The organism is Pinisolibacter sp. DMC100 (assembly GCF_056313705.1).
In genome coordinates this window covers 276,799-288,483 of sequence record NZ_JBQUZT010000001.1, presented here as the reverse complement: position 1 = coordinate 288,483, position 11,685 = coordinate 276,799, and the positions used below count along the sequence as shown (strand labels likewise).

At 72.1% G+C, this 11,685-nt stretch carries 13 protein-coding genes; 5 read left to right on the top strand and 8 right to left on the bottom strand.

Annotated elements, in window-relative coordinates:
• Window positions 1-10: 10 nt before the first annotated feature.
• Window positions 11-1,021, bottom strand: a complete 1,011-nt coding sequence (locus ACT541_RS01425; protein ID WP_476133706.1) for an aldo/keto reductase — start codon at window positions 1,019-1,021, stop codon at window positions 11-13.
• Between the two features lie 111 nt (window positions 1,022-1,132).
• Between ACT541_RS01425 and ACT541_RS01420 the strand changes: the two genes are divergently transcribed.
• Entirely contained in the window at window positions 1,133-2,020 is an 888-nt protein-coding gene (locus tag ACT541_RS01420; RefSeq protein WP_476133704.1) for a LysR substrate-binding domain-containing protein, read from the top strand.
• Between the two features lie 63 nt (window positions 2,021-2,083).
• On the opposite strand, the gene ACT541_RS01415 is transcribed toward ACT541_RS01420, so the two are convergent.
• Window positions 2,084-3,034 carry a polyprenyl synthetase family protein gene (locus tag ACT541_RS01415; protein WP_476133702.1) on the bottom strand — a complete coding sequence of 317 codons (951 nt, stop codon included), beginning with the start codon at window positions 3,032-3,034 and terminating at the stop codon, window positions 2,084-2,086.
• Between the two features lie 278 nt (window positions 3,035-3,312).
• Here ACT541_RS01415 and rpmF point away from each other — a divergent pair, with 278 nt between their 5' ends.
• The gene (rpmF, locus tag ACT541_RS01410) at window positions 3,313-3,495 is read left to right on the top strand and encodes a 50S ribosomal protein L32 (RefSeq protein ID WP_476133700.1); all 183 of its coding nucleotides are present in this window, start codon (window positions 3,313-3,315) and stop codon (window positions 3,493-3,495) included.
• A gap of 129 nt (window positions 3,496-3,624) precedes the next feature.
• A complete protein-coding gene (locus ACT541_RS01405; protein WP_476133699.1) occupies window positions 3,625-4,047 on the top strand; it encodes a hypothetical protein in 423 nt (140 codons plus the stop codon).
• Between the two features lie 13 nt (window positions 4,048-4,060).
• On the opposite strand, the gene ACT541_RS01400 is transcribed toward ACT541_RS01405, so the two are convergent.
• The 6 genes from ACT541_RS01400 to tsaD all read right to left on the bottom strand — a co-directional run bounded on the left by ACT541_RS01400 (window position 4,061) and on the right by tsaD (window position 8,130).
• Entirely contained in the window at window positions 4,061-4,414 is a 354-nt protein-coding gene (locus tag ACT541_RS01400; protein WP_476133697.1) for a hypothetical protein, read from the bottom strand.
• Window positions 4,415-4,548: 134 nt separating this feature from the next.
• Window positions 4,549-5,259 (bottom strand): class I SAM-dependent methyltransferase, encoded by a 711-nt coding sequence (locus ACT541_RS01395; RefSeq protein ID WP_476133695.1) that lies wholly within the window; start codon window positions 5,257-5,259, stop codon window positions 4,549-4,551.
• The gene (locus ACT541_RS01390; RefSeq protein WP_476133694.1) at window positions 5,220-5,639 is read right to left on the bottom strand and encodes an EVE domain-containing protein; all 420 of its coding nucleotides are present in this window, start codon (window positions 5,637-5,639) and stop codon (window positions 5,220-5,222) included. The genes ACT541_RS01395 and ACT541_RS01390 overlap by 40 nt, the downstream gene beginning before the upstream one ends.
• Window positions 5,640-5,646: 7 nt before the next feature.
• The gene (locus ACT541_RS01385; protein WP_476133692.1) at window positions 5,647-5,937 is read right to left on the bottom strand and encodes a YciI family protein; all 291 of its coding nucleotides are present in this window, start codon (window positions 5,935-5,937) and stop codon (window positions 5,647-5,649) included.
• A 109-nt stretch (window positions 5,938-6,046) separates the two neighbouring features.
• Window positions 6,047-7,057 (bottom strand): NAD(P)H-dependent glycerol-3-phosphate dehydrogenase, encoded by a 1,011-nt coding sequence (locus ACT541_RS01380; RefSeq protein WP_476133690.1) that lies wholly within the window; start codon window positions 7,055-7,057, stop codon window positions 6,047-6,049.
• Window positions 7,054-8,130: a tRNA (adenosine(37)-N6)-threonylcarbamoyltransferase complex transferase subunit TsaD gene (gene tsaD / locus ACT541_RS01375; RefSeq protein WP_476133688.1), complete on the bottom strand. Its 1,077-nt coding sequence runs from the start codon at window positions 8,128-8,130 to the stop codon at window positions 7,054-7,056. Before tsaD ends, ACT541_RS01380 begins: the two co-directional genes overlap by 4 nt.
• 166 nt (window positions 8,131-8,296) lie before the next feature.
• Between tsaD and hemC the strand changes: the two genes are divergently transcribed.
• Both hemC and ACT541_RS01365 read left to right on the top strand, forming a co-directional pair.
• Complete coding sequence (gene hemC / locus ACT541_RS01370; protein ID WP_476133686.1) at window positions 8,297-9,235, top strand: hydroxymethylbilane synthase; 939 nt, start codon at window positions 8,297-8,299, stop codon at window positions 9,233-9,235.
• 7 nt (window positions 9,236-9,242) lie between these two features.
• Window positions 9,243-11,681 (top strand): uroporphyrinogen-III synthase, encoded by a 2,439-nt coding sequence (locus ACT541_RS01365; RefSeq protein WP_476133684.1) that lies wholly within the window; start codon window positions 9,243-9,245, stop codon window positions 11,679-11,681.
• Window positions 11,682-11,685 lie beyond the last annotated feature (4 nt).

Here is an 11,685-nt window from a genome sequence, read left to right as displayed (position 1 = left end):
CGAGCGGGCCTCACTTCTTCTCGCTCTGCGGCAGATAGGCCGTGGTGCGCGTGCCGTAGCGATCGCCGACCACTTCGGCCGCCGGCACCGCCGCCTCGATCGCCGCGACGTCGTCGGGCGACAGCGTGATCGCGACCGCGCCGACGTTCTCCTCCAGCCGGTCGATCCGCCGCGTGCCGGGGATCGGCACGACGTCGTCGCCGCGCGCCAGCACCCAGGCGAGCGCCAGTTGCGCCTTGGTGACGCCGTGGTCGGTGGCGATGCGGTCGAGCGTCGCGACGAAGCGGGCGTTGGCCTCCATCGCCTCCTTCTGGAAGCGCGGCAGGTTGCGGCGGAAGTCGGTCTCGGCGAATTCGGTCGAGGCGTCGACCGCCCCGGCGAGGAAGCCGCGGCCGAGCGGCGAGAAGGGCACGATGCCGATGCCCAGTTCGCGCGCCGTCGGCAGAACCTCGTCCTCGATGCCGCGGGTCCACAGCGACCACTCGCTCTGGATCGCCGCGATCGGATGCTCGCGGTGGGCGCGGCGCAGCTGGTCGGCACTGGTCTCCGACACGCCGACGAAGCGCACCTTGCCGGCGCGGACGAGATCGCCCATGGCGCCGACGCTCTCCTCGATCGGCACCTCCGGATCGGGGCGATGCAGGTAGTAGAGATCGATGACGTCGGTGCCGAGCCGCTTCAGGCTCGCCTCGGCGACGCGCCGGGCGTTCTCCGGCCGGCCGTCGAGACCGATCATCCGCGACGTGCCGTCGACGCCCTCCGGGGCGATCCTGAAGCCGAACTTGGTGGCGATCGTCACCTTGTCCCGCATCCCCGCCAGCGCCTTGCCGAGCAGGATCTCGTTCTCGTAGGGACCGTAGACCTCGGCGGTGTCGAGGAAGGTCACGCCGATCTCGACGGCGCGGTGCAGCGTGGCGATCGACTTCGCCTGCTCCTGGCCGCCGTAGGCGTGGCTCATGCCCATGCAGCCCAACCCCATGGCGGAAACTTCGAGATCTCGTCCGAGACGGCGCGTGCGCATGGCAAACCCTCGTGTGAAAGCGTGAGGTCGAACCCTAGGCGACGGCGATCGTTCTGATAAGCTCATGTCTTCGCAACGCCGTGTTCGATCCTGCTCATCAATGGCCCATCCATGCCCCGCGTCGACCTCGCCGATCTCGACCATTTCCTGGCGGTCGCCCGGACGCTCTCCTTCCGCGCCGCCGCGCGCGGCCTCGGGGTCTCGCCCTCGGCGGTGTCGCATGCGGTGAGCGGCCTCGAGGCGCGGCTCGGCGTGCGGCTGTTCAATCGCTCGACCCGGTCGGTCGCCCTGACCGAGGCCGGCAGCCGTCTCGTCGAGCGTCTCACGCCGGCCTTCGACGCCATCCGCGGTGCCCTCGACGAGGCGGTCGATCGGCCCGAGCGCCCGGCCGGCCGGCTGCGCCTGTCGGTGCCGCGCTCGGCCCTCGCCCTCGGTCTCGACCGCCGGCTCGCCGACTTCTGCCGGGCCTATCCGGACGTCGAGCTGGAGATCGTCGTCGACGAGGCCCGCGTCGACATCGTCGCGGAAGGGTTCGATGCCGGCATCCGCATCGGCGAGTTGCTCGACCGCGACATGATCGCCGTGGCGATCGGTCCGACGCTGCGCCTGGCGGTGGTCGCGACGCCCGGCTTCTTCGACGTCCACGGTCGTCCGGCGACGCCGCAGGAGCTCGAGGCCATGCCAGGTCTGCTGCGCCGCTTCTCCGACGGCTCGCTCTATCGCTGGGAGTTCGAGCGCGACGGCCGTGCCTTCACCCTGCTGCCGCGCCCGCGGGTGATCGTCGACGACGGCTCCACCCTGCTCGAGATGGCCCTGACCGGCCTCGGCGTGACCTGCCTCCTCTCCGACTACGTCGTCGAGGACGTCGCCGCCGGTCGGTTGGAGGAGGTGCTGGTCGACTGGATGCCGACCTTCGCCGGCTTCCATCTCCACCACCCGTCGCGCCGTCAGATGCGGCCGGCGTTGCGCGCCCTCGTGGATCATCTGTCGCGACGCTGAAGGTCGCGACGGCGCTCTGGGCGCCGGCGGATCATCTGCGCAGGTGGTGCGGAGAGGGCCGCCTCAGCTCTGCCGCTCGGCGATGAAGTGCGCGGCGGCCAGCAGCGTCGCCGCGCGTTCGTCCCAAGGGGCGAGTTCGGTGGCCGCCGCGGCGATCAGCCGGTCGAGCTCGGCGCGCATCGCCGGGATGCCGTGCAGGGCGACCAGCGTGCCCTTGCCGCGCGCGGCGTCCTTGCCGGTCGCCTTGCCCATGGCCTCGGCCGTCGCCTCGACGTCGAGCAGGTCGTCGGCGATCTGGAAGGCGAGGCCGACGATCGCGCCGAAACGGCCGAGCCGGGCGACGTCCGCGGCGCTCGCCCCGGCCATCACCGCACCGGCCTCGAGCGGGAAGCGCAAGAGCGCCCCGGTCTTCATCGCCTGCAGGCGGCGGATCTCGGCGTCGGTGAGCTTCGTCGGCTTGCCGTCCGCGCTCCAGCGGCCTTCGGCGGTGAGATCGAGCATCTGCCCGCCGACCATGCCGCCGACGCCGGACGCGCGCGCCAGCCGCAGCACCAGATCGGCGCGCACGGCCGGGTCGGCATGGGTCGTCGGATCGGCCATCGTGTCGAAGGCGAGGGTCAGCAGCGCGTCGCCGGCGAGGATCGCGGTCGCCTCGTCGAAGGCGCGATGCACCGTCGGTCGACCGCGACGCAGGTCGTCGTCGTCCATCTGCGGCAGGTCGTCGTGGACGAGGCTGTAGCAGTGCAGCATCTCGAGCGCCGCCGCGGCACGGGCGACGCCCTCGCTCTCGACGCCGAAGAGCCGCGCCGCCTCGATCATCAGGAACGGCCGGATGCGCTTGCCGCCGCCCAGCACCGCGTGGCGCATGGCGGCGACGATGCGGGGCGGCCTGACGGTCTCCATCGGCCGCGCCGTCTCGTCGATGAGCCGATCGAGCACCGCCTCGATCCGCGCACCCTCGCGGGTGAGCACGTCGAGGAAGGCGGCGGGCGAGAGAGCGACGAGTTCGAGCATGGCATCGGTCCGGATGGGCGATGCCCCGAGCTAGCGCGAATCGCCCGTCGCTCCAAGGGGATTCCGCAAGCGCGGCGCCGCCGACGACGACGCCTCGTCGGGACGCGCGAAAAAACGCCCGTTTCCTCTGGTCAAACCGCGACGAGTTCTGTATAAGCCCGGCCGATCCACCGAAAATGCGTGACTTCGGCCGGCCGACCGGAACCGATGGCATTCAGGTGCCACATGAAGTTTCGCGCCGCCCGAGAGGCCGGCGCCATTGATCTGGAGTATGGACGATGGCCGTTCCGAAGAGAAAGACCTCGCCGATGAAGCGCGGCTTCCGCCGCTCGGCGGATGCGCTCAAGGCGCCGACCTACGTCGAGGACAAGGATTCCGGCGAACTGCGCCGCCCGCATCACGTCGATCTGAAGACCGGCATGTATCGCGGTCGCCAGATCCTCGAGCCCAAGGGCGAGTGATCGCGGCGCGGGAACGAGCGATCGTTCCTCAGCCCGAAGAGATCGAAGGGCCGGCCTCGCGCCGGCCCTTCTTTTTTTCGACGCGGTCGCGGTCTATGCAGCCGAAGACCGTTCCTCGACCACACCGGGATGTCCGCGATGTTCCTCAACGTGCCGCTGACCCTCGCGCCGCTCCTCGTCTACAATCTGGTGATCGCCGGAGCCTTCGGCGCCAATGCCGGCGACCCCTGGGTGCAGCCGGTCTTCACCGTCACCATGGTCTCCGACGCACGCTTCACGCTGCTGCTCGGCGACGTGCTGATCCTCGGCGCGCTGGTCTGTCTCTTCGTCGAGATCGTCAAGGCGACGCGCACCGCCTCGCCGACCATCGTCGACCACGCGCTGTCGCTCGCCGTCTTCGTCGCTCACCTGATCGAATTCCTGACGGTGGTCGGCGCCGCGAGCTCGGTGTTCTTCATCCTGACGGCGATCGCGCTGATCGACGTGGTCGGCGGCTTCACCATCACCATCCGCGGCGCCCGCCGCGACTTCGGCTTCGACCGCGGTCCCTGACCCGCGTGCCGCCTCAGCGCGCCACGTCGACGAGATAGCCGGGCACCAGCAGCCCCTCGCCGCGCTCGACGCGGGCATAGGCGGAAACCGCTCCGGGTTCGGCCCGGCGGCGGCGACGCGTCTCGGCGAAGCCTTCGCGGTTGGCGATCAGCTGGGCGATGAAGGGGGCGAAGGGGCGATGGCGGACGATCCGCGTCGGCGCGTCGACCCGCTCGTCGAAGAGCGCGTCGGCCGGCGGCGCCGAGGCCCCACCGCGATCGCCGTCGTTCGCCGCCGTCGGCGCAGCCGGCTCCACCCGGCGCGCGCCCGAGGTCGCGGCCGCATCGCGGGACCAGATCGAGACGGATCGGCTCTCGGAAATACGCATCACACCACTCCAACCCTCCCCGATCGTCCCGTTTCGGGACGCGCTGTCAAGGATCGGTTAGGAATTGGCAAGGCGCGGGCCAGCGACCGCCCGAGACGGGCGGCGGCGGTCAGTCTCTCGCGAACGTGGTGAACTCAGCCGAGGAAGCGCCAGACGCGGGTCTTCTTGACCTCGGCGTCCTCCAGCGCGCGGGTGGTGGGAACGCGGTATTCCGCCAGCGTTTCCATGCGCTCCTTCGGCAGATAGCTGCGGCCTGGGTCGCCGACCAGCACCAGGATGCCCTCGTCGGCGCAGGCCGCGGCGAAGGCGGCGACCCTGTCGGCGAGCGGGCGTTCGAAGAAGACGTCGCCGAGCAGCACCGTTTCGGGACGATAGGGCAGGCCGGAAAGGCCGGTCTCCAGCACGTCGACGCCGGAGATGCCGATCGACACGCCGTTCATGCCGGCGTTGAGCTCGAGCGCGACGAGGGCGAAGGGATCGATCTCGGTGGCGAGCACGCGGTTCGCACCCGACTTCATCGCCGCGATCGCCTCGAGCCCGGCGCCGGCGGCGAAGGCCAGCACGTCGCGGCCGGCGACGGTCTCGGGATGGTCGAGCACCCAACGCGCCAGCGCCTGCCCGCCGGCCCAGGCGAAGGCCCAGAACGGCAGCGGCAGGCCGAGCGTGTCGAGTTGCTCTTCCGTCAGCTTCCACAGGTCCATCGCCTCGTCGGCGAGGTGGAGCGAGATCTCCGGCACGTGCGGCGGCGCCTGCAGCCGCGTGTTGGCGCGGATGAAGGCGAGCCTGTCGGAGATCTCGGCGGCGCTCACGGCACGAGCCCGCCGAGCGTGCGGATCAACGCCCATTCGGCGTCGCTGACCGGCTGGACGGAGAGGCGCGAGTTCTTGACCAGGACCATGTCGGTGAGCCGCGGATCGGCCTTGATCTCGGCGAGCGTCACGGCGCGCGGCAGGGGTTCGACCGCCCTGAGCGTCACCGCGCCGAAGGTCCCCTTGGCGTCGTTGGGATCGGGCGACCACGCCGCCACCACCTCGACCACGCCGACGACGGCCTTGCCCTCGTTGGAGTGGTAGAAGAAGCCGCGATCGCCGACGGCCATCGCCTTCATGTTGGCATTGGCGAGCGGGTTGCGGACGCCGTCCCAATAGGTGCCGGCCGCGCCGGCCGCGACCTGCGCATCCCAGGACCAGACGCTCGGTTCGGACTTGTAGAGCCAGTGCGCCATCGTCGCCTCACGCCGCCGGAGCGCCGACGACCCAGCGCCACGGCCGGATCTCGACCGAGGCGAAGAGGCCCGCCGCGGCATAGGGGTCTTCGGCGAAGGTCGCCTTGGCGGCCGCCAGATCCTCCGCCTCGATCACCACGATCGAGCCCTGCATGATCTCGCCGGTCTCGTCGAGGAAGGGCCCGGCGATGCGGACGCGCGGGCCGAGGCTCTTCAGCCAGGCGACGTGGGCGTCGCGGGTGGCGAGGCGGATCGGCAGGGCGTCGGACTTGTCGTGGCACATGGCGGCGAAGAGCATCGCGAAACTCCGGAGTTGATCGTCCGCGGAATGTAGGCGGCGGGACCCGTCGGGTCCACCCGCGGGTCCGCTTCTTCGCGCAATTCACCGAGTCGTGCGCGGTCGGCGATCAGCCGATCTCGCGCTTCAACGGCCGGCTCATCAGCCGTTCGATCGCGCCGCCGACGTCGAGTTGCTCGGCGACCACGTCGGCGACCGCCGCGGTGATCGGCAGTTCGATGCCGTGGGCGGCGGCGTATTCGACCGCCACGGCGGCGGTGTGGACGCCCTCGGCGAGCTTGGTGCCGCGCCGCGTCAGGTCGGCGACCGAGCCGCCGCCGCCGATGGCGAGGCCGAGCGAGAAGTTGCGCGACTGCGGCGAGGTCGCCGTCAGCACGAGGTCGCCGAGGCCGGAGAGCCCCATCAGCGTCTCGCTCTCGGCGCCGAGAGCCCGGGCGAGCCGCGACAGTTCGGCGAAGCCGCGCGCGGTCAGCGCCGCCTGGGCGCTGGCGCCGAGCCCGCGCCCCACCACGATGCCCGAGGCGATGGCGAGCACGTTCTTCAGCGCGCCGCCGATCTCGACGCCGACGAGGTCGTGCGAGGCATAGGGCCGGAAGGTCGAGGACGACAGCGCCCGGCACAGCGCCGACGCGACCGCCTCGTCGGCCGCCGCCACCGTGACGGCGGTCGGCAGGCCGCGCGCCACGTCGGTGGCGAAGCTCGGGCCGGAGAGAACCGCCGGGAGGGCCTGCGGGATCGCTTCGGCGATCACCCGCGTCATCGTCGCCCGCGTGCCGTGTTCGAGCCCCTTGGCGGCCGAGACGACCGGCGTGCCGGGGGGGGCGAGCGCGGCGATGTCGGTCGCCGCGGCGCGGCTCGCCTGCGCCGGCACCGACAGGATGACCATGTCGGTGTGACGAAGCGCGGCGGCGAGATCGGTCGTGGCGAAGAGGCCGGGGTCGAGCGGGATGTCGCCGAGGTAACGCGGATTGCGTCCGGTCTCGCCGATCGCCGCGATCGTCTCCGCGTCGCGGCCCCACAGGCGGACCTCTCGGCCGGCCCGCGCCGCCACCAGCGCCAGCGCCGTGCCCCAGGCGCCGGCGCCGATCACCGTCACCCGTTCGATCGCCGCCTTCGTCATGCCTTGGCCCCCCACTGGCCGGAGCCGAGCCGCGGCTCGGCGGTCTGGTCGAGCGGCCAGCGCGGCCGGGCCTGCGCTTCCATGCCGTCGACCGCGCCCGCGGCGAGCCGTTCGGCCCCCGCCCAGGCGATCATCGCGCCGTTGTCGGTGCAGAGCCTGCCCGGCGGCACCACCACGCGCCCCTTGGCGCGCGCCGCCGCCTCGCCGAGTGCCGCGGCGATCGCCTTGTTGGCGGCGACGCCGCCGGCGGTGACGAGCAGCGGCTCGGTGACGCCGGTGCGCGTCTTGAATTCCTTCAGCGCCAGCTCCGCCTTGAAGCGGACGACGTCGGTCACCGCCGCCTGGAACGAGGCGCAGAGATCGGCGATCGTCTGGTCCGACAGCGGCTGCGCCGCCTCCGCCGCCAGCCGCACCGCGGTCTTCAGCCCCGAGAAGGAGAAGTCGTGGCTGTCGCGCCGCATCAGGGGGCGCGGCAGATCGAACCGCGTCGGGTCGCCACGCTTCGCCCAGGTCTCGACCTGCGGCCCGCCGGGATAGGGGAGGCCGAGCATCTTGGCGGTCTTGTCGAAGGCCTCGCCGAGGGCGTCGTCGATCGTCGTGCCGAGCCTCGTGTAGCGCCCGAGCCCCTCGACCACGACGAACTGGGTGTGGCCGCCGGAGACCAGCAGCAGCAGATAGGGGAAGGGCACGCCGTCGGTCAGCCGCGGCGTCAGCGCGTGGCCTTCGAGATGGTTGACCGCGGCGAGCGGCAGACCGTGCATGCGGGCGATCGCCTTGGCGGTCGTGAGACCGACGATGACGCCGCCGATCAGTCCGGGCCCGGCGGTCGCCGCCACCGCGTCGAGATCGGCGAAGCCGAGACCCGCCTCGCGCATGGCGCGGTCGACGATGTCGTCGAGGAGGTCGACATGGGCGCGCGCCGCGATCTCCGGCACCACGCCGCCGAAGGGCGCGTGCTCGGCGATCTGCGAATGGACGACGTTCGAGAGGATGCGACCCCGCCCGTCGGCGTCGCGTTCCACGACCGCCGCCGCCGTTTCGTCGCAACTGGTCTCGATCCCGAGGATCCGCACGCTCTCGTCCTCAATGTCGCCGACGAAGGGACCCCTCCGGGGTCATCCCCATACCATCGGATATGGCGGGCGGGCCGTCTTTCCTCTAGAGAAGACGAAAGATCGCCCGAGGCGGGCCGTCGGGCCCGTTTTCCCGCGCCCTGCCCTATCACCGGATGGGAACGCCGTGCAATCCGAGAAGTTCGACGACAAGATCCGCATCGGCACGCGCGGCAGCGCGCTCGCCCTGGCGCAGGCCCACGAGACCCGCGAGCGCCTCGCCGCGGCGACCGGTCGCAGCCCCGACGGTTTCGAGATCGTGGTGATCAAGACCACCGGCGACCGCATCCTCGATCGACCGCTCTCGGAGGTCGGCGGCAAGGGTCTGTTCACCAAGGAAATCGAAGAGGCGCTGCTCGACGGCTCGATCGATCTCGCCGTCCATTCGTCGAAGGACATGCCGACGGTGCTCCCCGACGGGCTCGTCATCTCCGCCTTCCTGCCGCGCGAGGACGTCCGCGACGCCTTCCTGTCGCGGAAGGCCAAGTCGCTCGCCGACCTGCCGGCGGGCGCGAAGGTCGGCACCTCGAGCCTGCGTCGCCGCGCCATGGTGCGCCGCCTGCGCCCCGACCTCGAAGTGGTCGAGTTCCGCGGCAACCTCCAGACTCGATTGAAGAAACTCGACGACGGCGTCGCCGACGCGACGCTTCTCGCCAACGCCGGCCTGCGCCGTCTCGGCCTCGAGGCCGAGATCGCCTCGCTGATCGAGACCGAGGATTTCCTCCCCGCCGTCGGCCAGGGTGCGATCTGCATCGAGACGCGCGCCGACGACCCGGCGACCCTCGCCCTCGTCGGCCTGATCCATCATGCCGACACCGCCGCGGCGCTGACGCTCGAGCGCGCCTTCCTGCGGGTGCTCGACGGCTCGTGCCGTACGCCCATCGCAGGGCTCGCCAGAGTGGTCGACGGCGTGCTGCACTTCGACGGGCTGATCCTGCGCCCCGACGGGTCGGAAGCGCATGCGATCCGCCGCGAGGGACCCGTCGCGGAGGCCGAAGCCATCGGCGCCGAGGCGGGCGAGGTCCTGAAGTCGCTCGGCGGGCCGGACTTCTTCACTGTCGGATGATCGAGCGATGCGCGTCCTGGTGACCCGAGCCGAAGAACAGGGGCGTGCCACCGGCAAGCGCCTGGAAGCGGCCGGCCACGACGCCGTCACCGCGCCGCTCACCCGCACCGTGCTCGACGGAGATGCCGAGATCGCCCTCGACGGCATCCAGGGCCTGCTCGTCACCTCGGTCAACGCCGTCACCGCGCTCTGCCTGCGCGCCGACGCCGACGCCTTCCGCGCCCTGCCGACCTTCGCCGTCGGCGACAAGACCGCCCGCGCCGCACAGGACCGCGGTTTCCAGAACACCGTCTCGGCGTCCGGCAACCGCCACGACCTCGTCGCCCTCGTCGCCGGCCGGCTCGACCCGCTCGACGGGCCGATCCTGTGGGCCGCCGGCGAGGACCGCACCGTCGATCTCGAGGACGATCTCGTCGCCCGCGGCTTTTCCGTGCGCGTCGCCGTCGTCTACCGCGTCGAGCCGGTCGAGACCCTGCCGGAGGGCGTCGCCGACGACCTGCGCTCCGGTCGGATCGATGCCGTCGCCGTCTATTCGCCCAAGAGTGCGGAGATACTGGTCGACGCGCTGGCGGCACGCGGCATCACGGCGGAGACGTCGAGTTTCCGCATCCATGCCATCTCCGAGGCCGCCGCCGCGCCGCTTCGCAAGGCCGGCTTCGATCGCGTGGTCGTCGCCGCCAGACCGGACGAACCCGGTCTGCTCGTCACCTTCGTCCAATCCTCCGGCGTCTCCGTCGTCGCCGAGACCACCGTCCTCGAGGGAGCATCCGACATGACGGCCAAGCACGAGCCGGAGCGCACGCCCGACAGCGCCGCGACCGAACAGCCCGCGACCGAGGCGTCGATCGAATCGACCGCGGAAGCGACGGAAACCGTCGCCGCCGAGCCGGTGCCGGAGAGCCCCGTTGAGGCCGCGAGCCCCGAGACGCCGGTCGATGCGGAGGCCGAGCCCGTCGCGGCGGCGACCGATGCGGCGCTCGAGGCGGCGGTCGAACAGGCCGTCGAGCCGGAAGCCCCTGTGGCGACCCCCGAATCCCCCAAGCCCGAGACCCCGACCACCTCCGCCCCCGCCCGCCGCGGCATCGGCGGTGGTGCCCTGACCGGCGCGGTGGTGGTGGCGAGCCTCGTCGGCGGTGCCATCGGCGTCGTCGCGCCGCGCGTTCTGGCGCCGCAGGTCGATGCCCTCGTCGGCCCGGCCGCCCCCGCGGCGCCGAGCCCGGAACTGAAGGCCGCGCTCGACCGCGTCGCCGCGCTCGAGGCGCAGGCGAAGGCCCAGGCCGCCGCGAAGCCCGTCGATCTCGCGCCGCTGGAAACGCGCCTCGCGGCGCTCGAGACGGCGCCGGCGCTGAAGATCCCGGCCGATCTCTCCGCCCGCGTCGAGGCGCTGCAGAAGGCGGCGGAAGAACGTGCCGCCGCCGCCAAGACCTCGGTCGCCGAGAGCCTCGCCGCGCTGCCGACCGACGGCACCGCCCTCGCCCAGCTGGCGACGAAGGTCGATCAGGCGATCACCGCCGCCCGCGAGAGCTCGGCCGCCGAGATCGCGCGTCTGAAGACCGAGCTCGAGGCCACCCGCGCCGAACTCGCCGCCCGCGGCAGCGACATGGGCGCCGAGGCCAAGGCCGCGCTGGCGGACGCCGCCGCTCGCCTCTCGACCGAGGCCGAGAAGCGCAAGGCCGATCTCGACGCCGCGATCGACGGCTTCCGCAAACGTCTCTCGGGGATCGAGGGGCTGCGAGCCGAGGTCGACGGCCTCGTCGGCCGGCTCGGCGGCGTCGAGACCTCGAACGCCGAGGCCAAGGCCGACCGCGGCCGCATCGCCGAGACGCTCGACCAGACCAAGTTCGCCACCGAAGGCCTCGTCGGGCAGGTCGAGACCAAGATGGCCGCCATCGAGGCCGGCGCCAAGGCGGCGGAAGAGGCGCAGGCCCGCGCCGTCCTCGCCGTGGCGCTCGCGGACCTCAAGTCGGCGGTCGACGCCGGCCGTCCCTTCGCGAGCCAGCTGGCGGTCGCCCGCCGCGCCGCCGGCACCGGCGGTGTCGCCGGCCTCGCGGCCCTCGACGCCTTCGCCGACAAGGGCGTGCCCTCGGTGACCAAGCTGCGCGAGGAGCTGCCGAAGCTCACCCGCGCCATGGCGGATGCCGAGGAGAAGCCCGCCGGCGAGGAGAGTCTCTTCGATCGCTTCACCCGCAACGCGCTCTCCGCCGTGCGCATCCGCCCGGCGGGCGAGACCGCGGGCGAGAGCCTCGCCGCGAAGGTTTCGCGCGTCGAAGGCCGCATGACCGCCGGCGACCTCGCCGGTGCGCTCGCCACCTGGAAGGCGCTGCCCGACAAGGCCCGTGCGGCGTCCGCGCCGTGGGGCGCCGCCCTCGAGGCGCGCGTCGCCGTCGATGCCGCGCTCGCCGCCGAGACCGCGGCGGTCGTCTCCAAGCTCTCTGCTCCCAAGTGAGGTC